Consider the following 26653-nt stretch of genomic DNA (forward strand, 5'->3'; position numbering starts at 1 on the left):
AGAACGCCTAAAAATCAATAAACTATGAAAAACATACTCGTACCTACAGACTTTTCAGAAAACTGCAATAAAGCTGCAGAACTCGGAATTAAATTAGCTAAGCTTTATAATTCCGAAATCCATTTTTTTCATTTGATGAAGACTCCTGTTGACTGGGTAAAGCTGGATAAACAAAAAGAAATGCAGTATCCCGAAACAGTGAAGCAAATTGGGAGCGCTAAAGCAGCTTTACGCGAACTGGAAAAAGCAGCGGAACGTGAAGGACTTGAATGCAGAACCTTTTTGACATTTGATGTCGGACAGGAAAATATCCTAAAACATTCTGGTCATTTCCACCACGATTTTATAGTTACTGGAAGTAGTGGTGCGAGAGGCGGAGTACGTGAGTTACTAGGAAGCAACGTAGATAAAATTGTAAGAAAATCTGATGTCCCAGTAATCGTAGTTAAGGATCAAGAAGTATCCTTTCCTTTCAAGGATATCGTATTTGTTTCAGATTTTCTTCAAGATGTGAACCAAGCCTTTAAGAAGGTTATTTCGATAGCTGATAAATGCGGCGCGAATATCCATTTATTGAGAGTCAATACTGACACAGACTTTAATAGTATTGGACAAGGTTTAAACCCCATCAAGGAGTTCCTGAAAAAATTCCCCGATGTGGATAAATATTCAATGAATGTATATAATGAGCCTGACGTGGAAACCGGCATAAACAATTTCCTACAGTACAAAAATGCCGATTTGATTGCTATGTGTACCAGCGGACGTACTGGTTTTTTAAGCCTGTTCTCCAAAAGTATAGCTGAAGGTGTAACCAATCATTCCGAATTGCCTGTGATGACCATTAAAGTATAACGATGAATAAATCAGTCTTAATAACAAAGTATTCCGGTGAGCTTCAGGCCTTTGATGTCAACAAACTCATCAACTCCTTACGCCGTTCAAAAGCAGAGGAAGACATTGTTCAGGATATAGCCCGTAAGGTACAAGAGCAACTCGAAGAAGGAATTACCACTAAAAAAATCTATCGATTGGCATTTAAAATGCTAAAGAGCAAATCGAGAGTAAGTGCTTCAAAATACAAACTCAAAAAAGCCTTGATGGAACTGGGCCCAACGGGTTTTCCTTTCGAAAATCTAGTGGGCAAACTATTTGCGCACGAAGGATATACAACAAAAGTTGGTGTGATTGTACAGGGTAATTGTGTACAGCACGAAGTAGATGTGATAGCGCAAAAAGATAACAAACATTATATGATTGAATGTAAATATCATAGCGACCAAGGAAGGACTTGTAATGTGAAAATCCCGCTCTATATCCAGTCTAGATTTTTGGATGTTAAAGCGAAGTGGGAACATCAAAAAGACCACGAAACTAAACTTCATAAAGGAGGTGTTTACACTAACACTCGTTTTACAACAGATGCGATAAAATACGGAAAATGTGTGGGAATGTTAATGACTAGTTGGAATTATCCAAAGGGAAATGGGCTTAAAGAACGAATAGATAAATCTGGCTTCCACCCACTAACCGCCTTAACAACTCTCACCAAAGCCGAAAAAACAAAACTATTAGATAAAGGCATTGTGCTCTGCAAAGAGCTTCACGAAAACCCAGTGCTATTAAACCAAATAGGAATTAGTAAAAAAAGACACAAAAAGATTTTAGAAGATTCAGAAGCGCTATGTAAAATCACTTAACTATTAAAGTTTAAAAGCTTAGCAATCCTAAAAACAAAAGTTATGAAAACTGAAGAATTGAAACAACAGAACAGCATAGATTTCGAACCATTTTACCAAGCATTGGAAGATGCCCCAAAACGACTTGAAGAAGCCCTTGAAATATTGTTGGGGATGGTAAATTTTGAACCCAAATCCATAAAGAAACTGGCGCTTTTTATCAAAGAAGATTCCCGTAATCTATACAATGAAATAGCCGATATGAGCGAATCTAGCCAAGACAAAGGAAACACGACATCTTGTTGTAGTGGACACTAAACAAATACTATAAAAATGAAAAACAATAAAATAAACATCCACTTTTTGGGCGCAGCAGGTACAGTAACCGGCTCAAAATATCTTGTGGACACAGGAGACAAAAAAATACTGATAGATTGCGGACTTTTTCAAGGGTTGAAAGAATTACGCCTTAAAAACTGGGAATATCCACCTGTGGAAGTTTCAGAAATTGATATCGTCTTGCTTACACACGGCCATTTGGACCACACAGGATATTTACCAAGACTGGTCAAACAAGGTTTTAACGGCCCAATTTATGGCACCAATCCAACGTTGGACATCGCAAAAATCATACTTAATGATAGTGGCAAAATCCAGGAACAGGAAGCCGAACGTGCCAACAAAGAAGGCTATTCTAAACACAGTCCTGCTGAACCACTTTACGATTTGAAGGATGTAGAAAAAACCATTCCACATTTTAAGGGCATTCCGCAAGCACAATGGATTCCATTGTTTGATGGCATAAGAGCTCGATTTCAATATAACGGACATATTCTCGGCGCAACTTACATCGAATTAGACGTCCACGGAAAACGCTTTGTTTTTTCAGGAGATATAGGAAGAACGAATGATTTATTGCTCTATCCGCCGCTAAGACCAAAAAAAGCCGATGTCCTTTTTATAGAATCCACCTATGGCGGAAGGTTCCATCCCGAAGAGGCAGAAGCAGTTCCAGAGATTGAAAAACTGGTCAATGAAACCATAAACAGAGGGGGTAGCCTATTTATTCCAAGTTTCTCGGTAGAGCGCGCGCAGTTGATTATGCTTATATTATGGAAGTTGCTAAAAGAAAACAAAATACCCAAAGTACAGATGATTATGGATAGCCCAATGGGCGCTAGTGTTTTAGAGCTATTCCACCGCACAAGGGATTGGCACAGACTAGAAGACAATGAATGCGATGAAATGTGTTCGCACTTTACGGTCGTTAGCAGCTATCGTGAAACTATGGAATTGCGAACAGATAACAAACCAAAAATTGTGATTGCAGGAAGCGGAATGCTTACAGGAGGCAGAATGCTCAATTATCTGGAAACCCAAGCGCAAAACCCAAATAACACGTTACTTTTTGTGGGTTATCAAGCTGAAGGAACCCGTGGTAGAAAATTACTGGAAGGCGATAAAGAATTAAAAGTGTATGGAAAATGGGTGCCATTTAATATGGAGGTAGCTGAGATTCAAGGCCTGTCAGCACACGCAGACCACGCCGAACTTATGGATTGGATGAGTAAGATAAAAAATAAACCCGAACGGATATTTATTATACACGGCGAGAAAGAAGGCGCAGAAGCCGTTCAAAAAGGTATCAAAGAAACCTATGGTTGGGATTCTGAAATCCCACAACTATACAACATTGAAGAAATAGATTAGTTACAAAATTTTAATAATCAAGAAAATATGAAACAAAATTCAAACATATTAAAATACAAACATCTCGGCATTTATACCCAAAATGAGAACGTGGTGTATATGCGCGAAGATTGCCACGTCTGTATTTCAGAAGGTTTTGAGGCACTTACCCGAATTAGAATATCCAATGCAAGTACCTCAATCGTAGCAAGTCTTAATGTTTTAAATTCAGATATTCTGTCACTCAATGAAATTGGACTATCGGATGCTGCTGCAAAAAAACTGAATGTTTCCCCAAATGACACCTTATATGTTTCACATTTGGAGCCTATTGAATCGTTAGGCCACGTTAGGGCCAAAATCTATAATCAAAAGCTCGATTACAAAGCCTTTAACGAAATAATTACCGATATCGTTGAAGGCGATTATTCCAACATCCACCTTTCGGCATTTATTACAGCCTGCGCAGGAGACCGATTGGATATCAATGAAATATCCGACCTCACGAAAGCTATGATTGCTTCTGGCAAACAATTGAATTGGAACAAAGAAATCGTAGTAGACAAGCATTGTATTGGTGGATTACCTGGCAATAGAACAACGCCATTGATAGTTGCCATCGTTGCCGCTTATGGGCTTACGATGCCAAAAACATCTTCCCGTGCCATCACTTCGCCAGCAGGCACAGCAGATACTATGGAAGTACTGACCAATGTGACACTTTCTATAGAAGAAATAAAAAATGTGGTAGAAAGTGAAGGTGGTTGCATTGTGTGGGGCGGCACGGCGCAATTAAGTCCTGCTGATGATGTCCTCATAAAAATTGAAAAAGCCTTAGATATTGATAGTGAAGGACAATTAATTGCCTCGGTGCTTTCAAAAAAAGCTGCGGCAGGATCCACACACGTTGTTATTGATATTCCTGTGGGGGAAACCGCCAAGGTACGCAGTACCGAAAAAGCAAACCAATTAAAAGAACATATGGAAACCGTGGGCAAAGCTGTTGGTCTAAAAGTGAAAGTTATTATTACTGATGGTACGCAGCCTGTTGGTAAAGGAATTGGTCCCACATTAGAAGCCATCGATATATTAAAGGTTCTAAAAAATGAAGCTGATGCACCAAACGATTTAAAGGAAAGGGCGTTGCTTTTGGCTGGCGAACTTTTGGAGCTTTCGGGGAAAGTGGAAATAGGAAAAGGAACGCAAACCGCCGAAGAATTACTTAAATCGGGTAAGGCTTATGAAAAATTTATCGCCATTTGCAAAGCACAGGGTCGTTTTACACTACCGGTTTTGGCACCCTATAAAGTTGAAATTAAAGCGGAAAAGTCAGGAGTTTTAGAAAGAATCAATAACAGAAAGATTGCAAAACTCGCCAAACTTTCAGGAGCACCTAAATCTAAATCCGCAGGAATCCTTTTAAATGCTCATTTAGGAGAACAAATTGAAGAGAACCAATTACTATATACCCTGTACGCAGAATCCAAAGGTGAACTTAACTATGCAATGGAGTATAAAAATAACCACAACGATATTATAACCATAATTTAAAAAATATACTATGAAATGCCTATTAACAATTTGCAAACCAACCGATATGATTAACAGGGTATTCAATCTGACCTATAAAAAACAAATAAATATAAACAGATGAAAACAATTTTATTCAGTCTTCCCGGAAATGAAAAGCTCACTGAACTTTTGGCAACGAAAATGGATGCCGAAGTGGGCAAAGCTTCTTTGCGCAACTTCCCTGATGGAGAATCTTACACACGTATATTATCCGATGTAAAGGATAAATGTGTAGTACTGGTCTGCACCCTGCACGAACCAGACGAAAAACTATTACCGCTCTATTTTTTGAGCCATACTGCAAAATCGCTCGGAGCGATGTGTACTTGTTTAGTAGCACCATATCTCGCCTATATGCGGCAGGACAAAGTATTTAATGAAGGGGAAGGTGTAACCTCTGGCTTCTTTGGAAAATTGATTTCCGGATTTGCCGATAGCATTACCACGGTTGATCCGCATTTGCACAGAATAAGCTCTTTGGGCGAAGTCTATCAAATCCCAAATAAAGTCATTCACTCAGCCAATGCTATTTCAGAATGGATAAAGGAAAATGTTGAAAATCCAGTTCTTATCGGTCCCGATTCTGAAAGTGAGCAATGGGTATCGGAAGTTGCCAAAAATGCTGGAGTACCATTTACGGTATTGCAAAAAGTGCGTCACGGTGACCGTGATGTGGAAGTCTCGGTTCCAGATGTAGATAAATACAAAGATGCCACACCTATTTTGGTAGATGATATTATTTCTACCGCACGTACAATGATTGAAACTGTGAAACACCTAAAAAAAGCAGGGATGAAACCACCGATTTGTGTTGGTATTCACGCAGTTTTTTCGGGCAATGCCTATCAGGATTTGTTGGATTCCGGTGTAGAAAAAATAGTAACCTGTAACACCATTCCCCATCCTTCAAATGCTATTGATTTGAGTGATATAATGGCAAAAGAAGTCAAAAGCCTAATGCACCATATATGAGAATTAAAGGGATTATATTAATTTTTATCCTATTCAGTATCACAGTGAATAGCCAAACCGAAATGCTTATTGGGCAGATTTCAGGGAGGTTTGTGGTTCGCGAGAATTTTGATGAAAAAGGTGCTTTTCTCAACAAACAAACTTTTGAATCTGGAAAAGTTATCGCTAAAAATGGATATTATGAAATTGAAGTAATCACAGAGCTGTTTGACAAAAACAAAAAATCTACCGACAAATACACAACAACCTATCGCTGTAAACCAGATGAAGCCAGTATAATGGTAATGGCATTTCCGTTTTCAGATCCAAAATCACTAGAGACCGAAATTAACACCACTTCCACAAATTTTAAAGAATTGTACGATTTAGATAATCTAGAGGATATAGAACTAGAAATGAGTTTTGATTCGGGCTTATTGAATTTTTTTGGTTCAAAAAGCAGTATCAAAATTTACGAGAGAAAATTGGACGATAACAAAAACAACATTAAATCAAAAATCAATATTAAGGCCTATGCGTGGGGAATTCGGATTAAACAACTCAACTATACCGTTAACGAGAAATTAAATGAAAAAGGTTTATTGAACTTTCAGAAATTTACCGAAGCCGATGGTAGTTATTTTACAATGAACTATAAATAAAAACAAATGAAGAATTACGATACACTTTCAGAAGCTATTAACGATTTACAGGCAAACGAATATCCCTATGACTTCAATTTAACGCCTGAATGTTTGAAATGTGCTTCGCTGAAAATTGAGATTCATCCTGAAGATTTTAAAGTAGATAAAACCTATCGCTTTGAAGGAATGAGCAGTACCGATGACAATAGCATTCTTTATGCTATATCTTCCAAAGACGGAGTTAAAGGACTTTTGGTAGATGCCTACGGAGTGTATGCAGAAAACATTTCAGAAGCAATGCGGAAAAAATTACGATAACACTAAAACAACACTATAATGGAAAATCACGAACATCACAAGAACAAAAAAATGGATCACTCAAAGATGGACCATTCAAAGATGAAAAACAAAAAGGAGGACCATTCAAAAATGGATCATTCCAATCATGACGGTAATGCGCCTATGGGAATGGCTGGACACGACCATCATAAAATGATGATTGCCGACTTCAAGAAACGATTTTGGGTAACGCTTGTACTTACAATTCCCATATTAATATTCTCGCCAATGATCCAAGGATTTTTCGGATATGAATTTTTACCTCCTGGTAATCCATATATACTTTTTGCTCTTTCTACTATTGTGTATTTCTATGGTGGATGGCCTTTTCTTAAAGGTATTGTTTCAGAAATAAAGAGTGGTGCACCAGGAATGATGACGCTTATATCTATGGCAATTACCGTAGCTTATGTATATAGTTCCGCCACGGTATTTGGTTTAGAAGGTGTCGACTTTTTCTGGGAACTGGCTACGCTTATCGCTATTATGCTTATAGGTCACTGGATAGAGATGAAGAGTGTTTTGGGTGCTTCAAAAGCCCTACAGCTTCTCGTAAGTATGATGCCAGCCGAAGCACATCGCGTAAAAGGCGATACTATTGAAGATATTTCATTGGAAGATTTATTAATAGACGATATCATTTTGGTTAAGCCCGGAGAGAAAGTTCCTGCAGATGGGATTATTGTAGAAGGCTCAAGCTATTTAAACGAATCTATGCTTACTGGAGAATCGAAACCAGTAAAAAAAGAGGAAAAAGATAAAGTAATTGGAGGGTCAGTTAACGGTAATGGCAGCATAAAGGTAAAAGTAGAGCATACAGGTAAAGACAGCTATCTCAACAAAGTAATCACAATGGTTGAGGAAGCTCAAAAAACCAAGTCCAAAATGCAAAACCTTTCCGATAGGGCTGCAAAATGGTTGACATATATTGCTTTGGGTATCGGTTTTGGAACATTGGCAGTTTGGTTGCTTTTAGGCTTCCCATTTGTATATGCATTGGAACGAATGGTTACCGTTATGGTCATCGCTTGTCCACACGCACTTGGTCTTGCAATTCCTTTAGTAGTTGCTATTTCTACCTCAGTATCCGCACAAAATGGACTATTGATTCGTAATAGAACGGCTTTTGAAGAATCACGTAAAATTTCAGTGCTGCTTTTTGACAAAACAGGAACATTGACCAAAGGAGATTTTGGTGTTACCAGAATAGAATCTGTAAATGAATCCTATTCAAACGAAGAGATTTTGCGACTGTCTAGTGCATTGGAACAAAGTTCAGAACATCCCATTGCCGTAGGAATTATTAAAAAAGTTAGAGAAGACAAAATTGACATCCCAAAACTTGAAAACTTTAATGCGATTACTGGTAAAGGTGTTGAGGCAGATGTAGAAGGGAAGCAAGTAAAAGTGGTTAGTCCAGGCTTCTTAAGAGATGAAAAAATAGAAATTCCAAAAGATGCTTTTAGGGATGCTGCTGAAACGGTTGTTTTCGTTTTGATTGATGGGCAACTAGCTGGATACATTGCTCTTGCTGATGAAATAAGACCAGAATCTGCTGAAGCTATTAAAATATTCAAAAAGAACAATATCAAAGTCATAATGGCAACTGGAGATAATGAGATCACGGCAAAAGCAGTGAGCGATAAGCTTGGTTTAGACGGCTACTATGCAGAGGTTTTACCTCATCAGAAAGTTGAGCTAGTGGAAAAACTCCAAAAAGAAGGAGAGTTTGTCGCAATGACTGGAGATGGCGTAAATGATGCACCTGCACTTGCAGTAGCTAATGTGGGTATAGCCGTCGGTTCGGGTACAGATGTAGCTGCTGAAACTGCCGATATTATTTTGGTAAATAGCAATCCACAGGATATTGCCAACCTAATATTATTTGGTAAAGCAACCTACAATAAAATGATTCAAAACTTGATATGGGCAACAGGATATAATGTTGTAGCCATTCCACTAGCTGCTGGGGTACTATATTCTTCAGGCTTTGTTTTAGGCCCAGCGGTAGGAGCTGTGTTAATGAGTTTGAGTACAATTATTGTAGCTATAAATGCTCAATTATTAAAGCGAAAAATCGGTAAAAAATAAATGAATAGAAAAGAAAAACTCAACAGGATATTTTTAATCTTGTTGAGTTTATTCGTAGTGATGTTGGGCTATGGTATATTACTGCCAACCCTGCCCTACTATACCGAAAGATTAGCATTAGCAGATAATCTCGATCCGGACCGTATCAATTTTCATATAGGATTGCTCACCAGTATTTATCCTCTTTTTCAGCTTCTCTTTGTATTAGTTTGGGGAAAGCTTTCAGATAGATATGGCCGCAAACCTATTATAATTATTGGTCTTATCGGTTTTGTAATAATGCAATTGCTTACTGGTCTAGCCACATCTCTGACAATGCTATATGTAGCTCGAATTTTTGGCGGGATATTCACTTCTTCGGTTATTCCTGTCAGCAACGCATATTTAAGCGACATTATTTCTGAAAAGCGTAGAACAAAAATAATGGCCTGGTCTGGTGTTGCCATTAGTTCAGGAGTTATTTTCGGCCCCGTTATTGGAAGCTTTCTTTCTCAGACGGATTTTCATTTACAATATTCTATAGGTCTGCTACATTTAGACCGATTTTCAATACCATTTTTATTCGCCGCCCTACTCGGATTGATTGTTCTATCCATTGTAATGAAATGGCTTAAAAACACCGCTCGTGTAAATAAGTTCACGGCACGTAAAGTGGGCTTGCGATTCATATTTTCCAAATACTTTATCGTATTACTGATACTATCCTTTGTAATCCAATTTACAGTAACCCTATTTGAAACGGTTTTTTCAATTTACGGAAAAGATGACTTAGGTTTTAACAGTAATCAAGTAGGTATTGGCTTTATGTTATGTGGAGCTATAATGGCTATTTTACAGCCCGTTTTTGCTACTTACGGAGAGAAAGTTTTATCCACAAAGAAACAAATCACTCTAGGATTATTCATATCTGGAATTTCCTTGATCATCTTTCCATTTTTTAAGAATGAATTTTTCGTATATGGACTAATCGTTGTTTTTGCTGCTGGTATTGCTATGGTAATACCTAATTTATTATCAGCAGTTTCATTAACTTCTAAAAAAAATACGGGTCGAAATATATCCATACAAAGCTCGACCAATAGTATTGGTCAGATTTTAGGTCCCGTTTTAGGAACTTGGCTTCTTGCTGGTGGTTTTTACTATCCATTCATAATTTCTGGAAGCATTACCTTGGCTACTATAGGCTTTGTGTACTTTCTTAAAAACCCCTATAAACATAAAAAAGACCAACCAAGCGTTGCAATTATTGATAACTAACCCAGATTTAAAGCCGAAATATTCCGTATAAGATAATTACAAAGAGCGATGAATGTTGAAGGGGCCGACCCGATGCTGTCTGGTTAGAGACGACCGATGGTAAACAAGCGTAAAAGTGTTGTTTGGTCAAGCACTAAAATAATATTTGAAATTCCAATATTAGAGAGACGAGGATAACTTACAGAAGTGTGATTACTAATTTTTTACATACGCCTTGTATATTTATTCTTTAAAGAGGTAAAAGAAGAATTGCAGTTTAAAAAAAAGAGCAATCCAAAAAATCCAACATGAAATAGATGAAATATGTTAAAGTTTTTATTGAGGTGCGTAATTCGGTGCGTGTTAAATTTTGCTGGTTTTTGAAACCCTATGAAGGTTAGGAAATTTGATAATTGGTTAGTTCCTCTTTCTCCGCTAAAAGCCCCGTTATCGTAATGATGACGGGGCTTTGTTTTTTTAGGTGACAATATAGTTGACAATTACCACCCTCTTAAAATTAAAGTCTAATACTTGTCGTGATAAAACTCATTGGGGCGTGTTTCTTTTTTGTGTTTGCTAACGGCTTCTTCGGCGCGGAGTTCAATTCTTCTTATTTTACCAGAAATGGTCTTCGGTAATGCAGTAGCGAATTCAATAATTCTAGGAATCTTATAGCGCGCCAGTTGTTTTTCAGAATAATCAAACAGCTCTTGTGCCACCTCGGCTGTAAGGTTAATATCCGGAGCCAAGATTACAAATGCTTTAACAGCATTGCTCCTTAATGCGTGTGGACTTGCAATAACCGCTGCTTCCAATACTTTTGGGTGTTCAAGGAGTACACTTTCCACTTCAAAAGGACCAATCCGAAAATCGGAAGCTTTTATAACATCATCATCCCTGCCCACAAACCATAAATAACCTTCTTCATCTTTATATGCTTTGTCTCCGGTATAATAGAGACCGTGTTTAAAAACCAACTCATGTCTGCCCGAATCATTTAAATAGGTTTTAAACAGTCCATTGACATTTTCTTTATTGTGAGTAAGGCAAATATTTCCTTCTTCTAAGTTTTCTAATTGCTGGCCATGGTCATCGGCTATTACAATATCATAAAGAAAAGTAGGCTTACCCATAGAACCAAATTTAACAATGCTATTGGGTAAGTTCACCACCAAAGCTGTGGCTTCCGTCTGTCCATAACCATCTCTGATAAGCACCCCTGTGCCTTTTTTCCAGACCTCTATAATTTCAGGATTAAGAGGTTCGCCAGCAGCCACACATTCGCGAAGAGAAAATGAATAAGCACTCAAATCTTCCTGTATCAACATTCTAAGCGATGTGGGGGGCGAACAAAAGGTATTTACTTTTAAATCTTGTATTGTTTGTAATTGTTCCTTCGGATCAAACCTGTCTATGTGATAACCAAGTATCGTAGCTCCTACATTCCACGGGGCAAAAAAGCTACTCCAAGAAAACTTTGCCCATCCGGGTTGCGAAATATTGTAGTGCAAATCTCCACGTTTCATACCCACCCAAGTAGTGGTTGTTAGGTGCCCCATTGGATAACCATAGTGGGTATGTACTACTATTTTAGGCATGCCGGTAGTGCCCGAAGTGAAAAAATAGAACATATCTTCATCACTCTGGGTTTTAGCACCCTCCGCCTCGGTAGATTCGGATAGAATGTTGTCTATAGATTCCCAGCCTTCGCGAGTACCTTCTGTAATTATTTTTACTTTTATCTTTTTGCCTATCGTTTTTTCGGCCTTATCAATTTTTTCGGCGTTTGCTTGATCGGCTAAAGCAACTTGGGGGAAAACAGATTTAAAACGGAATTCCAAATCGCGCACTTCCAAACTCGTGGCGGCGGGAATAATAATCACTCCTCCTTTTATACAAGCTAAATAGCTATACCAATTGGGTGGCACCAATGGCAACTGGATAAATATATTATCACCATGTTGCACGTCATGTTTCCGAATAAAATTTAGAAACTGATTGCTACGCGCAGTAAGTTCGGCAAAAGTATAGTTTTCCTGTTGGTCGTTATATTTCCATATTAATGCCAAATCATTGGGGTGCTGTTGCACATTTAATGGCTCAAAAATATCGGTAACCCAGTTAAAATGAGTTGGTTTAATAGGTTTTAATTGATCTAAAATATCAAAGTCCCGCTCCGCTATGGCTTGGGCCACGCGGCGGTATATTTCAAGAGTATTCATAAGCAGTCTGGTTTTCTCTAAAAGTATAAATTTTGGTCGGTTTTGAAGGGCCGAAGTAGTTAATTATATATGAATTAAAAAATCTAAAGTAAGCTGCATTAGGTATCAATACAATGACGTACGTAATTCATATAGAATTTTTGAAAACTGAAGAACAGTTTTTTTAAAAAAAGTTTAACAAGGCTACTCTCTTTTTCTCAGCAAAAAGCCCCCGTTATCGCAATGATGACGGGGCTTTCTTATTATAACTGGTTATATAGGTTACAGTTATCGGTTATTACCTCAATTTTTAACCTTCACGTTTATGAACTACTATTTGGTACACACAAGGGATTACAATTAAGTTTAATATTGTAGCCGATAACAATCCACCAAGAATAACTACAGCCATTGGGCTTTGAATTTCGCTACCTGGTTCACCCCCTTTTAAGGCTAATGGAATCAATGCCAAACCCGTAGTAAAGGCTGTCATTAAAATTGGGTTTAAACGGTCTAAGGCTCCTATTTTTATCAATTGAAACCCTTGCATGCCTTCCTTCCTTAAATCTTCATAGCGCGATACTAATAAAATACCGTTACGTGTTGCAATACCAAAGAGACTTATAAACCCAATAGTCGCTGCAATACTGATGATTCCTGACGTGAAATACACAATCAAGATACCTCCAATTAATGCCAACGGCAGGTTTATCAATACAACAAAAGCCAATTTTACATCCTTAAATTCATAATACAACAACAGAAAAATGATGGCTATTGCAATAATTGCAGTTACCATAAGTAATTGCGATGCTTTAGATTCACTTTCAAACTGTCCGCCATATTCCACTCGATAGCCTTCCGGCATATTCACATTATTTGCAACCACTTCCTTTATTTCGTTTACGGCACCTCGTAAGTCCCTACCTTGCACATTGGCAGCAACTACAATTTTACGTTGCACGTCTTCACGATTAATAGTGTTTGGACTACTTACGGATTGAATAAGAGCCAATTCCCCCAAAGTGGTATGACCGCCATTTGGCAAACTGATTAAGGTATTGTTGATGTTTTCGATATCATCTCTAAATGGTTTTTCGTACCTAACAATCAAATCAAAATATTGTTGCCCTTCATAGATCTCGCCAGCTTCTTCTCCTGCAAAAGCAATATCTACTTGTTCCATTAAATTACCAACGGTCATTCCATAAGCTGAAAGAATTTGGCGTTTGGGTTTGATACGTATTTGTGGCACTTCAATTTGCTGGTCAACCGCAACATCTGCCAATCCATCAATATCTTTGATGTTCTGCTCTACGCTTTTACCGACTTCAAATAGACGTTGTAAATCTGAACCAAATATTTTAATGGCAATATTGGCACGTGTACCCGAAAGCATATGGTCAATACGGTGAGCAATGGGTTGACCCAATGTTATATTAACACCTGGTGCAATACTCAATTTGTTTCGGACTTCTTCAAAAAATTCTTCTTTGGTTTTGTCTTTCAAAATAAAGGGCACATCTATTTCTGATGCATTTACGCCTTGGGCGTGTTCATCTAATTCAGCTCTTCCCTGTCTTCGAGTAACAACTTCCACTTCTGGTAAATCCAGTAAAATAGTTTCTATCAATTTCCCTGTTTTGTTGCTCTCTTCTAAAGACATTCCTGGTGGACCAACCACACTAATCACCAATGAACCTTCATTAAATTCAGGTAGAAAACTCCTGCCCAATTGGGTTAATACCAATAAGCTTATGATAAAAGCCACAACTGTTACTCCAATGACTGTTTTTGGAATGTTTGTGGCACGTTCCAATAGGTTACCATAATGTTTCTGTAACCAACGTTCTACTTTTGTACCATCTGCCTGTTTATTTAAAAGCTTTTCGTTATCCAACAAATAAGAACATAATATTGGTGTTACCGTTACAGCAACTATCAATGATGTTAAAACAGACGTTACAAAAGCAATACCCAAGGGCTGCAACAATCGTCCTTCCATACCACTTAAAAAGAATAGCGGTATAAATGACACAATAATAATTAGGGTTGCGATAATGATGGAACTTCGTATTTCAACTGATGCATCACGGACAACAGTAATTGTTGATTGTCGTTCTGCTTTTGGTTTTTTGATGTTCTCTCTTAATCGTTTATATACATTTTCCACATCAATAATCGCATCATCAACCAATGCGCCAATGGCAATTGCCATACCTCCTAAACTCATTGTGTTAATGGTATAACCCAACCATTTTAAAATAATAATGGATACCAATAATGAAATTGGAATCGCTAACAATGAAATTAAAGTCGTTCTCCAATTCATCAAAAAGATGAACAGGATAATCATTACAAAGAATGCTCCTTCCAATAAGGTTTGATTTAAATTGCTGATGGAAGCATCGATAAAATCGGACTGTCTAAAAATGTGATTTTTGATGTTGACACCTTTAGGTAAGGTTGTTTCCAAATCGGCAATCGCTTCATCCAATCTATCAGTCAATTCCAAAGTATTGACATCGGGTTGTTTTGAAATGGTTAAAATCACTGCTGGATTTGCATTTAATGAACCGTCACCAATTTTATCGGCAGCTCCGATTTTAACAGTTGCTACGTCCTTAATTTTGATGGTTTGACCATTGACTTGTTTTAAAACCGCTTCCTGTAAATCTTCTATCGCATAAGCTCTACCACTACCTTTAATGATATACTGATTACCATATTGATTAATCACGCCGCCAGGGGCATTTGTGTTTGCTTCCTTAACGTGTTCTACCAATTCAGATAGACTTACATCATAATGCTTCATCTTTTCAGGATTGGCAAATACTTGGTATTGCTTATAATCGCCACCAATCACCACCACATTGGCAATACCACCAATCGCTTTTATACGGGGGCGAATTGTCCAATCTGATAAGGTTCGTATTTCCATTGGCGATAAACTATCGGAAGTTACGCCCAAGAGCATTATTTCACCCATAATCGATGAAATGGGTGCCATTGTTGGTGCTCCAATGCCTTCGGGTAAATTTTCCCTTACCATCGGGATGCGTTCACTTACAATTTGGCGCGCCCGATAAATATCTGTTCCCCATTCAAATTCTATCCATACAATGGAAATCCCTGCTGCCGATGACGAACGGATTCGTCTCACATTTGGCGAACCATTTAAGGCAGTTTCCAATTGATAGGTTACTAATTTTTCTACTTCTTCAGATTCCATTCCGTGAGCTTCGGTAAGAATAGTTACCGTTGGCGCTGTAAGGTCCGGGAATACATCGACGTTCATTGTTCGGGCATAATAAATACCCAACACGCTCAATGCAACCGCTCCCAATAGAATGAGTAATCTATTTTGAAGTGAAATTGATAATATTTTGTTTAACATTTGCTTCGTTTTTAATGTTCGTGACCGTGTGCAGGTGTTGAACCAGACATTGAAGCCATTTTAACTTGATATGCACCTGTAGTTACTACCACTTCACCAATTTGTAAGCCTTGAAGAATTTCTACATTTTCGCCATTTCGTTTTCCGATTTTTATAGGTCGTCTTTCGAAACTTTCTCCGGAAAGTTGAACCATAACGGAATAACTTCCATAATCCTCCAACAAAGCATTTACAGGAATCATTGTGTTTTGGGTTGCGTTACCCATTGCAATTTGAACCTGTGTTAGGCTACCTTCTGGCATGTCAACCTCATCATTTACTTGCGCAAATACTGAAATAAGTGGTCTGTTATTATCTACATCTTTAGCGATAGATAGGATTGAACCTCCAGATGTTGCTACATTACGCCATTGACCGTTATTGGTTTGATACCAAATACTTTCTGCGTTCTCCATTGTAAGGCCATAAGAAGGTGCTATTTGCGTTTTTAATACTCTGGATTGTTGCGTTCCAAGTGTTACCAATGTCACACCTTGGTTAACATAATCGCCATTGGACACATTAATTGCTGTAATAAACCCATCAAAAGGTGCTCGAATTTGCTTTCCTCCACCAGAAACGCCGGACGAAAGACTTTGGTAATTAGATTTAGCAATGTTGTAATTGCTCTCCACTTTTTCAAACTCTGCTTTAGGAACAATTTTAGATTCGTATAATTGTTTTTTTCGTTCGTATTCAGCTTTTGATTGCTCAAAGTTAGAACGTGCATTGGCAATTTCGGTATTCAAATTATTAGACGCCAAACCTTGACTGCTAACATTGATTAATAATTGTCCTTGTTTTACTTGCGTTCCTTCTGTGAGATTACTGACAGCAAAATCGACTACACCATTGGATTTAGCCACCAATGTTTTTACAGAACTTGGTGCTGGCGTCCAAACGCCTGATGTGCTAATTACATCATAAATTTTTCCGTTAACCACTGGAGCTGTTTGAAAGTCGATCTTCCAAGCCTGTTCTTTTAAAAACGAAATACTTCCATCATCTTCGGCAGTACCCAATGCTTTTATGGCTTCGCCTGCATTGGCATATACAGTAACATCATCTATGGTGATTTTATCTGAATACTCGGGTGTCGTTAATTCAAAAACCAACTGATAAACACCAGCTTCTTTAGGTTGAATTGTAGGCGAAAATATACCAGGTGATGAAGGTGCTTCGACTGTATTTCTAATTCCTTTATCATCTTTAATCAAACTAACGGTTACTGAACCTTCCTTAACGGGTTGGTGCTTATTTAAAACTGTAAAATGGGCTGCAAATCTGCTTGGATCGCCTACTATTAAAGCTGGAAACTCTACGAATAGTTCAGTTTTATCTGTCCAAACGGTGTGGTCCAATCGAGGAATTTCTTCTCCTTCGTGGCTACCATCGGGATTGTGGGCGTGTGCATCTTCTGCCGTGTTGTTGCATGACATTGCCAAAAAGGCAAGCACTATTATTATATATTTCATGTGTATTTATTTATTGTTTTTTAATGGTCGTGGTGTTCGGCGCCATCTTCGTGTTTGTGAGTTTCAGTCTTTATTTCTGTAGAATCTTTTTCTACATGAAATTCTTCTTGCTCTATGGTTTCATCGTGCATATGACCGCCATCTGTATTATGTTCGTGCCCGTGTTCTTCTGTAGTTTCTGTATTCTTTTTTGTATCTCTACAAGAAGTTACAGTAATCATTGCACCTATAGCTATTGCGAATATTATTTTTGAAATTTTACTCATTGCTATATATTTGTTTTGGTATTCGTGAATCTTCGATTTCATAAGTGTATGTTTTAAATTTATAATTGATGTTTTAATAATTGTGCTTGAAGCAGTTGTAATTCCATTTCCATTTGCAACATTTTATCTGAAGCATTTCTATAAAACTGAAGCTCTACATAGTAATCCATAAATGTATACTCGCCCAACATATAGGTTTTAAATAGTAAATCCTCACTTTCTAAACTGCCCATTGTGCTTTGATACTCGTTAAATTTTGAAAGCATCAATTGATAGCGACTAAAGGTTTCTTGAAATTGCAAGTAAAGCGAAGTAGTAATAACTTGGGTGTTAGATTGCTGATACTCATAATTAGCTTGTGCAGCTTTTACCTTGTTCTTGCTACTCCAAAGCGGAATTGAAAGTCCACCGTAAAAACCCGAATAATTATTACCGTTTACACCTTGATAATTATAGCCAAGTGCTAGGTTAGGTAGTATCTTATTTTTCTCCAGTTTCACTCTTTGAAATGAAGTGTTTTCATTCGCGTTTAATTCTTGTAACGATGGATCGTTCGCTAATTTATCTTGCCAAAGGTTATCTAAACTTTCTACTTCTGTTGAAGTTATAGTTTCTGCTGAAAGAGCATCTAAAGGTTTATCACCATTTAAGGTGTTTAGTTTAGACATCAGAATTTGAATATCGCTATCCAACTGTTCAATAACAAACTGTTCTTGAATCCAAGCAATTTTGGCTTTATTCAAATCTAAAATACCGACTTGCTCCTTATTAAAAAGTTCTTGAATTTGGTCAAAAATCTGCTTACTCTGGGTTCTTCTTTCGGTTTTAATGACTTTCTGTTTATGCAGAAAAGAAAGTTCTATAAGCAACTGTTTTGCGTTCAATAAAACTTCCTGTCTTTTCTTGGCATATGTAGTTTGTAGTTGTTCTGATTTTAAATCGTTCCATTTACCACGTGCCGCATATACTGTTGGAAATTCAAATGATTGTGCTATTTCATATTCGGTATAGGCATCGGTTGTATTATCACCAAAGGGCAAATAATATCCAGAGAGCTGTGGATCGGGTAAATTGTTGGTGCTCTTATTTTCGAGTTGTTGACTTTCAATATAGGATTGATAGCCTTTCAACGCTGTATTATTCTGTTCTATTTGATTAAGTAGTTCCTCTACATTTATAGTTTGAGAGAAACTATTAATAAAGAACAGGCATCCGCAAATTGCGAATACGATGTGTTTATTCATTGTATGTGATTTTTAGGTTTAATCTTGCCAGTCAGCAGACAGGCCTGAATTTATAGAAAGGACTACTGCCATAGATGGAAGTATTCCTATACGATTAACCCAAAGATGGTGGACCTCTTGTATTGAGGGATGAGAGATAAGAATTGAAATAAATATTAGGGGGATGATAGACCTTTATTTTCTCGGTCTCATCATAATTTAAAGAATTATAATAATATACAACAGAAACTGGTGTACTTACATCTTTTTTAATTTGGATGTGTTTTGAACTGCTTTCGTATGTTAATGGTATTTCATTAGATACCACTGTATGCACATGCATTTCCAAAAACAAATCTAAAAAGCCTTTGCTCGGACTTTCTTTTTCTGGCACATCGTGATGATGGCTGTGTGTATCACTAAATGCAGCTGTATTATGAGTATGCTCAGGGTTGTGTTCGTGATGCAAATGCGGCAACACTTGATGCAGCAGCAGCATAGAAAATATCCCTAAAAAGAAAAGAGCTTTTATGTGATTGTGTTTTTGCATCTATGCCAAAGGTAATAAAAGTTTAATGCTGTGCCATATAAACTTTTGAGATGATAGGCTTATAAACTTGAAGGGAGCTTATAGCTATATTATCCTACGAGGTTTCGGTATAACTTCTTCTTACAAAGATTATTTAATCTCATTAATAATTTAAAATAAAAAGCAGGTCCGCATTACAAGGGCCTGCTTTTCTAACTAAAACTAATTACGAAAATTAGTTCTTTATTACTTTATAGTTTCCAATTTTGCCGTTTACGGAAACTTTTAAAATGTATGTAATTATTTTATTTATCGAAATAATCTATGCTATAATACCCAAGTATTTAGCTGAAAAACAGGAAGGATTGTAAATAAGTTAAGATGCTTCCACTATGGCGATTTCCTCCTCCGTTAAGCCGTACAGTTCATAAACCATTTGGTCTATTTCTTTTTCGGTGGTGGTTATTTGGGTTTGTAGGGTTTGTGCTTTTTTCTTGTTTTCCTCAAAAAGTTCCATCCACTCAAACTCATCTTTTTTGGTGAGTTCTTGAACCTAGGTTAGATTATTTTTTGCTCTTTCTTTATTTGAAGCTCTTATAAATTTGTTGAGTTCTATGATAAATTAGCCGAAATCTAATTCGTGCTAACTTGAGAGTCTTCTTGAAATATTCTCCATTTCTAATGCACCTTTAAAGAAATATTGAAGCTTGCAATAAATAATGGAAGCTAAATGAAGCTTTTTTGCTCAAACCCTTTCAACGATGGATTAGGGAGTAGATTAAAATCTTTTTTAATGAATAATTCCTAAATCAGATTTCTGATTTAGGAATTATTTTTAAAAGTTTGACAAAAAAAACAAGGATTACCCATCTAAAAGATGTTCTTGCCTGCGATAGTTATTATAACGCAATGCGCTTAAATTTATGATTCTTCTTCCCCAACCTCTTCAGACTGCGTTGTAACCATAGCTTTAGTATGATCTCCATATACTGGTTTTTCATTTCGAAGAAGATCGGTAATTATTGCAAAGCTCTCTGCACTTACCGAGCCAGTGCGATTTCTTTGCCCATCGAAATATGTAAACCAAAAATAACCTCGGTTTACGCTTGAATCCCACCAAGCTTGGTACTGATTAATTAACTTAATTGCCATAATGTATTGTTTTAAAATCAGCCGTACAATTTGTAGCGTTATCACTCCAAACGGCTGTTCCGAAGTGATAGGCTTAATGATTAAATATTTTGAAAATGCAGATTCTTATGAAATAGAATCATGTTAACTTTTTTGGTTGCTAAAAAAATAAATTAGTAAACACTACAAAATCAGATAATTACATTTTTAAAAATAATAATTTAAAACAAAAACACCAAATTTTATTAAAAGCTAGACCATCTTAAAATATTCTGAATATGAGACAACCAATAATTAACAAATCCCTACAAAATTTTATCTGTTTAATTTTTGCACATTTTGGATAGTGATTTGACTGAAGTTTGGGCTTGTTAACAACAACTTTTGTTTTCTTGAATTGGTGGACAAGCTACTGTTCCATAAGAGCAATAAACACAACAATCTCCTTCTTTTGGCTTTAGAACCGTTTTACAATTCTCACACTCGTAAAAGAACTGACAAGCGTTTGTTGGCAAATCCTCCAATTTTATATGTTGGCAGTTTGGACAGGTAATTTCTGATTTTAATATAGTTTCCATTCAATTTTTTATTAAAGCATATGTGGTATGTCTGAAGCCAATGTGGGATATGAGAAAATCATTGTTCTAATATCATTAACCTTCATCTTTGTTTTTATGGCCATTGCGAAGAGGTTTATTGTTTCTTCTGTATTTGGTCCGATTAAATGCGCTCCCAAAATTGTTTGGGTTTCTTCATCAATTATAGTTTTGAAGGCATATTCTTTTAAATTCAAGCGCTTAGCATTGAACCAATTGTCGGCCTCTTTATAATTTACCCGAATATTGTAATTCAACTCTTTCGCTTTAGCTTCAGTATAACCAACATAAGCTATAGTAGGCAAAGTGAAAACTACCGTTGGCATTGGTGGATAACTTATTTCTTTAGAATTGCCTTTAATTATATTTGAAGCAACAGTATGACCTTCCAAAACTGCAATTGGCGTTAAAGGCAAACCTTCTGTATCTGCGGCATCGCCTGCAGCATATATAGATGGGTTTGAAATGCTTTGTAGGAATTTGTTAACCGTAACACCTTTTTTAGTAAAGGCTATGCTGGCTTTGTCTAAATTCAAATCGAATATTGCCGGTGGTCGTCCGGCAGAATTAAAAACAGCATCGGCTTCAAAATATGCTGTTTTCTCTTCGGATTTACCTTCCACTCGATATTCGTTATCTACTTTTTCAATAGCTGTTACATCTGTATTAAGAATGAGTTTTATACCTAATTTTTTTGTGGCAGAAACAAGATGTTTTACTATATCCTGTTCAAAATTTTCTAAGGGGTTTTCTCCACGATGAACAATTGTTACTTCGGCGCCACAGCGAGCTGCGATATGTGCAAACTCAAAAGCGATATAGCCACCACCAATGAATAATAAGGATTTTGGCAATTTTTCTAAATTCAAGAAATCTGTACTGGATTTTGCAAAATGACCACCTTCAAATTCTAAAACTCGTGGCTTGGAACCCGATGCGATTACAATTTTGTTAGCCTTTATTTTTTCTTTTCCAACTTCTAATGTGTTTTCAGACAGAAATTTTGCTGAACTATGAAAGGTGTCTATTCCGTTCTTTTTATATCCTTTTTCAATTTTTGGAGGCATTTCATCCACAAAGGATTGTTTAAAGGCCATTATATCTTTCCAATTGACTTTAGGTATGGTATCAATGCCGTTACCTTTAAGCCTTTTGGCAAAATCTCGAACTTCCGTAGCGCCTATAATTACTTTTTTTGGGTCACAACCCCTCAATGCACAAGTGCCACCGTAAGGTAATTCATCTGTTATTCCGACTTTCAAGCCTTTTGACGCGCATTTATTGGCGATGGTCATTCCTGCCATTCCTGAACCAATTATAAATACATCATATTCTTTCATACTAATTGATTTCTTTTTTATCGGTTACTTTATAGCCCGTTGAGTTAATTGCTTTCTCAATTTCCGTTTCATTAGATTTGGTTCTGTCAAATTCAATGATTGCGTTTCCATTTTCGTAGGACGCTTTTGAGTTTACAATTCCGATTAGTTTATTTACTTCGTGGTTTACGTGTTCTTCACAACTGGCACAGGTCATTCCGCTGATTGTAAATTCTGTTGTTTTAATATCCGATTTGTTAACTACGATGATTTGTTTTTCTGTGTTTGGATAAAAAATTCCTGAATAGTATGGAAAAGCTAACATTACAATTGCAAATGCGGTTACAATACCTAAAAAGGTTTTTGACTGTATAAATTTTGGCTTCCCTGCCTTGCCGGCAGGCAGGTCGTCTGTCTCACATTCGCAGTCAATTTCTTTTCGAGGTTTTAGTTTTTGATACCAAGCAAAACCAAGAACTAAAACTGTCAGTCCAATTAGATAGGGTCGAAAAGGTTCTAGCCAAGAAAATGTTGAAGCAATTCCGCTTGTTCCTGCTATTAGCGCTAAAACAGGAGTAATACAGCATAATGAAGCTGTAATGGCAGTTAACAAACCTGCACCTATAAATTTGTTTTCATTGCTCATATCGTTTCTAAAATTTTGTTTTTATCAAGTATCTCAAAGAATGGATTTAGCATTTTTTCGTATTCAGCGGTGAGCGAGTAAAAAATTGTTTGCGCCTCTCTTTCCGTTTCTAATAGATTTCGATCTTTCATTTTTCGCAAATGCTGTGAAATGGCAGAAATATTCATTCCGAGGATATCGCTTAAATCACAAACACAAAGTCTCTTTTCCTCAAATATTAAGTAAAGTATTTTCAGTCGAACGCTATTTCCGACCAATGAAAGTCCATTCGCCAAATAGTCGAACGATTCATTTAATTCTGAAACTGTGTCTTTGCAACGGTTTATTTGTTTAATATCCGCCTGTTGTCTTATGCAAGAATTATTTTCCATAGCACAAAGTTACATTTATTTCTTATTTAAGCAAATGCTTAAATACATAATTCTTAAGTGTTGGGAAAATTCTAGCTCTTTTTTTTGGGGGGGGGTACCGTTGGATTTGTGTGTCTAAATATGCTGAATGGTAAAAACTTTAAACAAAACTCTGGTATTAATTAATTCCCGTTTTCTGTAAATGTTTTATGAAAACATATAGTAATCAACTAAATGAGTGTTTGATCAATTTAAGGCGTTGAGGCTTTAAGCAACCTTAATTCAATATACGATTTAATGAAAATGTTGCAATACCCAACCACCCTTCTCCAGTATTTTCTCCACTTAAAGATTATAAAAGATGCTTAAAAAAACCCGCTGAATTTATTTCAGCGGGCATTTTCCTTCTTCATAATTATTAATCTTCTACTCAATTTCCTCAGAAATATCCCCACAACTCAACATTGCCGACCCAAAATACGGATTGCGAATTTCTTTCTCTGTGCTTAACCAAAATGCGCCCACGTCGTTATTCGCCATTGGGCAATAATCTACATATACCTTTTGGTTGATACCAAAGGTTTTCAGTGCATTAATTAAATGCGCTGAAAGAGCAACAAAATATTCCCTTTGTGCTTTAATTTCTGAAGTTTTAGAAATTTTGGTGACAGATTCTTTAAGTTCCTTTTCCAGTCGCATCCAATGGGTATGAGCAGATTCTTCTTTTAGTAATTTCATATCTACATTCCCGATACTTTTAAGTAAGCTGATAGCTCCCTTCTTTGAATTTTCTGAATCGTCATTAGCTAATGCTTTTTCTATGGTGATATAATCGTTAAAAACTGATTTCAGTTGCGTTTGAAACTTTGATGATACCTCTAGTCTTTCTATTTGTGCTGAATTATTTGTGGCATCTGCCTCCAATTGTCCTTCATTCCCAGTTTGTGTTTTGCCGACACCGGCATTCATCATACTTTTTTTGCCCTGTAACTGCGCTGCTGCATCTACCGTAAAGGTTCCGTTGGCTACTACTTCTTCGCCATTTTTAAGACCTTCAACAATTGTGTAAACTGCTCCGTTTTTAGCACCCAAGGTTACTTCCCGCATTTCAAAAATAGGTTCGTTAGGATTTGTTTTCACATATACCAAAGACCTACTTCCCGTCCAAAGAACTGCTGTGGCCGGAACGGTTATTTGCGATTTAGTTTCTGTATTTTTTGACAATTGCACTTTTGAAGTAACGAACATTCCAGGTTTCAAAATTGCCTCTTTATTATTTAAAGTCGCCCTTACTGAAACAGTTCTAGATTTGGTATTTAAACTTGGATCTATAAAAGAAATAGTCGCTTCAAATTCCTTATTGGGATAGGCATTGGTTGAAACCGTTATCTTTTGTCCTTCCTTTAGTTGCGAAATTTGGTTTTCGTAAGCATCGAACATTGCCCAAACTGTTCCTAAATCGCTAACCTTTACAATTGGCTGTCCTTGCTTAACATAGTCGCCTTCTACCGCCATTTTTTCGGAAACTGTACCAGAAACCGTTGCGTAAATAGGGAAATTCTCTCGAACTTTTCCAGAGGTCTCAATTTGATTGATTTGATTTTCTGAAAGTTTCCACAACTTTAATTTGTTTCGAACGGCATTATATAACGCAGGTTGCGATTCCTTCATGGAAGCTGCCGTTAAGAGCTCTTGTTGGGCGGCAACAAGCGAAGGCGCATAAATGGAAGCTAATAATTGTCCTTTGCGAACTTCTTCTCCTGTAAAATTGATATTCAGTTTTTCAATTCGGCCTTCAAAATAACTTGCCTGCACAGCATTGGCTTCTTCATTGGGCACAATTTTTCCAGAAAGCAACATTGAGTTCCCTACAATTTCAGAACCATTACCCACTATTATTGTTTGAATATTTGCTAATGCCATTGCATTGTCAGACATTTTAATTTCGTTCAATGCAAGTCCGTCAGCACTTGTACTGGCAGGAATTAATTCCATTCCACAAATTGGGCAATCGCCAGGTTCTGGTTGCATAATCTGTGGATGCATAGAGCAGGTCCACATTTGATTTGCTGCAATCTCTTCTGAATGCCCGTGAGTGTCTTTAACATTATTTGCCGACGTATTGGCAGAATCTCCACCGAATAGTAGAAAGCCGCCTAATAGGCCAACAATCACGGCTATCCCAAGGTAAATGATATTTTTCTTCATCTGATATTTATTTTATTTTTGATTCTCCAATCGTTTAATCATTGCTTTCATTTCAGCAATTTCCTTTTCTTGTGCTTTAATAATATCGTTGGCTAGTTTTTTCACCTCAGGGTCTTTTATATCAGCTCTTTTACTGGTTAAAATTGCGATGGAATGATGCGGAATCATTGCTTTCATCCATAAAACATCACCCACGATAGGGCTTTGGGCTCTAACTAAACCAAGAGCGCTGATAAATAGAATTAAACTTCCCAATAGAATTACAATATTTTTTTTCTTGTTTTGATACATCTTCCGCATAAAGAACCACATAATTACTGCCATTGCCGCAATACCTAAACACGACATATAAAACCTGGTAAGGCTAAAATAAACGTGGTCTATTTCATACGTATTCAAATACATTGTGATGTACATTGCTATAAAAGAAGCTGCAAGCATCAAAATAAACTTTGTGTAATTGTTGTTTTCTGAGTGTTGATTTGAATTTTTCATAGTATTGAATTTATGGTTTAATTTATATAATCTTAGCGTGTTTTTATATAGTGGCTTTATTGCAAACTATCTTTTATTCGATTCATATATTTTATAATTATTTCTTTTTCAGCTTTCAATAAAATGGCATCACGATGAATTAAAGTGAATGAAGTTAACGGCATTTCGTCATCTTCAATTTGGTTAATAATTGACTTTAACTTGCTGTTTTTTCTTCTATCTGAAAAGTCATCCCAATCATTGAAGTTTAGCTCATCCTTTCCCTCTTTTATATGATCTTCCATAAACCAAGCGACGGGCTGAACTTTACTGTACCAAGGGTACTGGGTATTGTTACTGTGACAATCATAACAGGATTCTTGTAATATTGAATTGATTTCTTTTGGCGAATTATTTGCCAATAAAAAATCAGCTTTAGGTATAATATTGCTCTGGTTAAGCTCTGTGGGTACAAACTGTATACCCACAAAAGCAACCAATAAAATAGTCAATATGATTCTTAGAATCTTCATATTAATATGAAATGAGACGGTAAGACGTAGGACATAGGGCTTTTCGAATTATGAATTTTTAGTCT

24 protein-coding genes and 1 pseudogene are annotated in these 26653 nt (G+C 36.7%); 10 read left to right on the top strand and 15 right to left on the bottom strand.

Features of this window, described 5'->3' with window-relative positions:
• Window positions 1-24 precede the first annotated feature (24 nt).
• From AC3RVF_RS07290 to AC3RVF_RS07335, 10 genes are all read left to right on the top strand, one after another.
• Complete coding sequence (locus AC3RVF_RS07290; RefSeq protein ID WP_489689595.1) at window positions 25-855, top strand: universal stress protein; 831 nt, start codon at window positions 25-27, stop codon at window positions 853-855.
• Between the two features lie 2 nt (window positions 856-857).
• Entirely contained in the window at window positions 858-1700 is an 843-nt protein-coding gene (locus AC3RVF_RS07295) for a restriction endonuclease (RefSeq protein ID WP_489689594.1), read from the top strand.
• 42 nt (window positions 1701-1742) lie between these two features.
• Complete coding sequence (locus tag AC3RVF_RS07300; RefSeq protein ID WP_489689593.1) at window positions 1743-1997, top strand: hypothetical protein; 255 nt, start codon at window positions 1743-1745, stop codon at window positions 1995-1997.
• Between the two features lie 15 nt (window positions 1998-2012).
• Window positions 2013-3389, top strand: coding sequence for an MBL fold metallo-hydrolase RNA specificity domain-containing protein (locus AC3RVF_RS07305; RefSeq protein WP_489689592.1), 1377 nt, complete (start codon window positions 2013-2015; stop codon window positions 3387-3389).
• A 27-nt stretch (window positions 3390-3416) separates the two neighbouring features.
• On the top strand, window positions 3417-4919 hold the full coding sequence (locus tag AC3RVF_RS07310; protein WP_489689591.1) for a thymidine phosphorylase family protein: 1503 nt from the start codon (window positions 3417-3419) through the stop codon (window positions 4917-4919).
• 99 nt (window positions 4920-5018) lie between these two features.
• Window positions 5019-5912 (top strand): ribose-phosphate pyrophosphokinase, encoded by an 894-nt coding sequence (locus AC3RVF_RS07315; RefSeq protein WP_489693091.1) that lies wholly within the window; start codon window positions 5019-5021, stop codon window positions 5910-5912.
• Window positions 5909-6553 (top strand): hypothetical protein, encoded by a 645-nt coding sequence (locus tag AC3RVF_RS07320; RefSeq protein ID WP_489693092.1) that lies wholly within the window; start codon window positions 5909-5911, stop codon window positions 6551-6553. The genes AC3RVF_RS07315 and AC3RVF_RS07320 overlap by 4 nt, the downstream gene beginning before the upstream one ends.
• Window positions 6554-6559: 6 nt before the next feature.
• Window positions 6560-6853 (top strand): phosphoribosylpyrophosphate synthetase, encoded by a 294-nt coding sequence (locus tag AC3RVF_RS07325; protein WP_489689588.1) that lies wholly within the window; start codon window positions 6560-6562, stop codon window positions 6851-6853.
• Between the two features lie 18 nt (window positions 6854-6871).
• Window positions 6872-8965 (top strand): copper-translocating P-type ATPase, encoded by a 2094-nt coding sequence (locus tag AC3RVF_RS07330; RefSeq protein ID WP_489693093.1) that lies wholly within the window; start codon window positions 6872-6874, stop codon window positions 8963-8965.
• Window positions 8966-10222 carry an MFS transporter gene (locus AC3RVF_RS07335; protein ID WP_489689586.1) on the top strand — a complete coding sequence of 419 codons (1257 nt, stop codon included), beginning with the start codon at window positions 8966-8968 and terminating at the stop codon, window positions 10220-10222.
• Window positions 10223-10725: 503 nt separating this feature from the next.
• Here the strand turns inward: AC3RVF_RS07335 and AC3RVF_RS07340 are convergent.
• The 15 genes and pseudogenes from AC3RVF_RS07340 to AC3RVF_RS07410 all read right to left on the bottom strand — a co-directional run bounded on the left by AC3RVF_RS07340 (window position 10726) and on the right by AC3RVF_RS07410 (window position 26588).
• Entirely contained in the window at window positions 10726-12423 is a 1698-nt protein-coding gene (locus AC3RVF_RS07340) for an AMP-binding protein (RefSeq protein WP_489689585.1), read from the bottom strand.
• A gap of 289 nt (window positions 12424-12712) precedes the next feature.
• Window positions 12713-15799: an efflux RND transporter permease subunit gene (locus AC3RVF_RS07345; RefSeq protein WP_489693094.1), complete on the bottom strand. Its 3087-nt coding sequence runs from the start codon at window positions 15797-15799 to the stop codon at window positions 12713-12715.
• Window positions 15800-15810: 11 nt separating this feature from the next.
• Window positions 15811-17313 (bottom strand): efflux RND transporter periplasmic adaptor subunit, encoded by a 1503-nt coding sequence (locus tag AC3RVF_RS07350; RefSeq protein WP_489693095.1) that lies wholly within the window; start codon window positions 17311-17313, stop codon window positions 15811-15813.
• A 20-nt stretch (window positions 17314-17333) separates the two neighbouring features.
• Entirely contained in the window at window positions 17334-17621 is a 288-nt protein-coding gene (locus tag AC3RVF_RS07355) for a hypothetical protein (protein ID WP_489689582.1), read from the bottom strand.
• 17 nt (window positions 17622-17638) lie between these two features.
• Window positions 17639-18823: a TolC family protein gene (locus AC3RVF_RS07360; RefSeq protein WP_489689581.1), complete on the bottom strand. Its 1185-nt coding sequence runs from the start codon at window positions 18821-18823 to the stop codon at window positions 17639-17641.
• Window positions 18824-18917: 94 nt separating this feature from the next.
• Window positions 18918-19352: a hypothetical protein gene (locus AC3RVF_RS07365; protein WP_489689580.1), complete on the bottom strand. Its 435-nt coding sequence runs from the start codon at window positions 19350-19352 to the stop codon at window positions 18918-18920.
• Between the two features lie 355 nt (window positions 19353-19707).
• A pseudogene (locus AC3RVF_RS07370) lies at window positions 19708-19878 on the bottom strand (DUF8810 domain-containing protein); the annotation flags it as partial.
• 374 nt (window positions 19879-20252) lie between these two features.
• Window positions 20253-20483 carry a hypothetical protein gene (locus AC3RVF_RS07375; RefSeq protein WP_489689579.1) on the bottom strand — a complete coding sequence of 77 codons (231 nt, stop codon included), beginning with the start codon at window positions 20481-20483 and terminating at the stop codon, window positions 20253-20255.
• A 350-nt stretch (window positions 20484-20833) separates the two neighbouring features.
• Entirely contained in the window at window positions 20834-21040 is a 207-nt protein-coding gene (locus tag AC3RVF_RS07380) for a GDCCVxC domain-containing (seleno)protein (protein WP_489689578.1), read from the bottom strand.
• Window positions 21041-21051: 11 nt separating this feature from the next.
• A complete protein-coding gene (locus AC3RVF_RS07385) occupies window positions 21052-22398 on the bottom strand; it encodes a dihydrolipoyl dehydrogenase family protein (RefSeq protein WP_489693096.1) in 1347 nt (448 codons plus the stop codon).
• 1 nt (window position 22399) lies between these two features.
• Entirely contained in the window at window positions 22400-23023 is a 624-nt protein-coding gene (gene merTP, locus AC3RVF_RS07390; RefSeq protein WP_489693097.1) for a mercuric transport protein MerTP, read from the bottom strand.
• Window positions 23020-23394, bottom strand: a complete 375-nt coding sequence (locus AC3RVF_RS07395) for an ArsR/SmtB family transcription factor (RefSeq protein WP_489689575.1) — start codon at window positions 23392-23394, stop codon at window positions 23020-23022. The genes merTP and AC3RVF_RS07395 overlap by 4 nt, the downstream gene beginning before the upstream one ends.
• Before the next feature lie 405 nt (window positions 23395-23799).
• A complete protein-coding gene (locus AC3RVF_RS07400; protein WP_489689574.1) occupies window positions 23800-25581 on the bottom strand; it encodes an efflux RND transporter periplasmic adaptor subunit in 1782 nt (593 codons plus the stop codon).
• A gap of 12 nt (window positions 25582-25593) precedes the next feature.
• Window positions 25594-26076 (bottom strand): DUF305 domain-containing protein, encoded by a 483-nt coding sequence (locus tag AC3RVF_RS07405; RefSeq protein WP_489689573.1) that lies wholly within the window; start codon window positions 26074-26076, stop codon window positions 25594-25596.
• Window positions 26077-26132: 56 nt separating this feature from the next.
• Window positions 26133-26588, bottom strand: a complete 456-nt coding sequence (locus tag AC3RVF_RS07410; RefSeq protein WP_489689572.1) for a heme-binding domain-containing protein — start codon at window positions 26586-26588, stop codon at window positions 26133-26135.
• Between the last annotated feature and the right edge of the window lie 65 nt (window positions 26589-26653).

The sequence above is a fragment of the Aequorivita sp. IT1183 genome, from assembly GCF_058068265.1.

Bases quoted from the DNA above. Each gene is read 5' to 3' on its own strand.
- AC3RVF_RS07375 (WP_489689579.1), bottom strand. From the start codon at position 20,483: ATGGCAATTAAGTTAATTAATCAGTACCAAGCTTGGTGGGATTCAAGC.
- AC3RVF_RS07340 (WP_489689585.1), bottom strand. From the start codon at position 12,423: ATGAATACTCTTGAAATATACCGCCGCGTGGCCCAAGCCATAGCGGAG.
- AC3RVF_RS07330 (WP_489693093.1), top strand. From the start codon at position 6,872: ATGGAAAATCACGAACATCACAAGAACAAAAAAATGGATCACTCAAAG.
- AC3RVF_RS07405 (WP_489689573.1), bottom strand. From the start codon at position 26,076: ATGAAAAATTCAAATCAACACTCAGAAAACAACAATTACACAAAGTTT.
- AC3RVF_RS07325 (WP_489689588.1), top strand. From the start codon at position 6,560: ATGAAGAATTACGATACACTTTCAGAAGCTATTAACGATTTACAGGCA.
- AC3RVF_RS07360 (WP_489689581.1), bottom strand. From the start codon at position 18,823: ATGAATAAACACATCGTATTCGCAATTTGCGGATGCCTGTTCTTTATT.
- AC3RVF_RS07395 (WP_489689575.1), bottom strand. From the start codon at position 23,394: ATGGAAAATAATTCTTGCATAAGACAACAGGCGGATATTAAACAAATA.
- AC3RVF_RS07385 (WP_489693096.1), bottom strand. From the start codon at position 22,398: ATGAAAGAATATGATGTATTTATAATTGGTTCAGGAATGGCAGGAATG.
- AC3RVF_RS07315 (WP_489693091.1), top strand. From the start codon at position 5,019: ATGAAAACAATTTTATTCAGTCTTCCCGGAAATGAAAAGCTCACTGAA.
- AC3RVF_RS07300 (WP_489689593.1), top strand. From the start codon at position 1,743: ATGAAAACTGAAGAATTGAAACAACAGAACAGCATAGATTTCGAACCA.
- AC3RVF_RS07355 (WP_489689582.1), bottom strand. From the start codon at position 17,621: ATGAAATCGAAGATTCACGAATACCAAAACAAATATATAGCAATGAGT.
- AC3RVF_RS07410 (WP_489689572.1), bottom strand. From the start codon at position 26,588: ATGAAGATTCTAAGAATCATATTGACTATTTTATTGGTTGCTTTTGTG.
- AC3RVF_RS07365 (WP_489689580.1), bottom strand. From the start codon at position 19,352: ATGCAAAAACACAATCACATAAAAGCTCTTTTCTTTTTAGGGATATTT.
- AC3RVF_RS07320 (WP_489693092.1), top strand. From the start codon at position 5,909: ATGAGAATTAAAGGGATTATATTAATTTTTATCCTATTCAGTATCACA.
- AC3RVF_RS07350 (WP_489693095.1), bottom strand. From the start codon at position 17,313: ATGAAATATATAATAATAGTGCTTGCCTTTTTGGCAATGTCATGCAAC.
- AC3RVF_RS07380 (WP_489689578.1), bottom strand. From the start codon at position 21,040: ATGGAAACTATATTAAAATCAGAAATTACCTGTCCAAACTGCCAACAT.
- AC3RVF_RS07335 (WP_489689586.1), top strand. From the start codon at position 8,966: ATGAATAGAAAAGAAAAACTCAACAGGATATTTTTAATCTTGTTGAGT.
- AC3RVF_RS07295 (WP_489689594.1), top strand. From the start codon at position 858: ATGAATAAATCAGTCTTAATAACAAAGTATTCCGGTGAGCTTCAGGCC.
- merTP (WP_489693097.1), bottom strand. From the start codon at position 23,023: ATGAGCAATGAAAACAAATTTATAGGTGCAGGTTTGTTAACTGCCATT.
- AC3RVF_RS07400 (WP_489689574.1), bottom strand. From the start codon at position 25,581: ATGAAGAAAAATATCATTTACCTTGGGATAGCCGTGATTGTTGGCCTA.
- AC3RVF_RS07310 (WP_489689591.1), top strand. From the start codon at position 3,417: ATGAAACAAAATTCAAACATATTAAAATACAAACATCTCGGCATTTAT.
- AC3RVF_RS07345 (WP_489693094.1), bottom strand. From the start codon at position 15,799: ATGTTAAACAAAATATTATCAATTTCACTTCAAAATAGATTACTCATT.
- AC3RVF_RS07305 (WP_489689592.1), top strand. From the start codon at position 2,013: ATGAAAAACAATAAAATAAACATCCACTTTTTGGGCGCAGCAGGTACA.
- AC3RVF_RS07290 (WP_489689595.1), top strand. From the start codon at position 25: ATGAAAAACATACTCGTACCTACAGACTTTTCAGAAAACTGCAATAAA.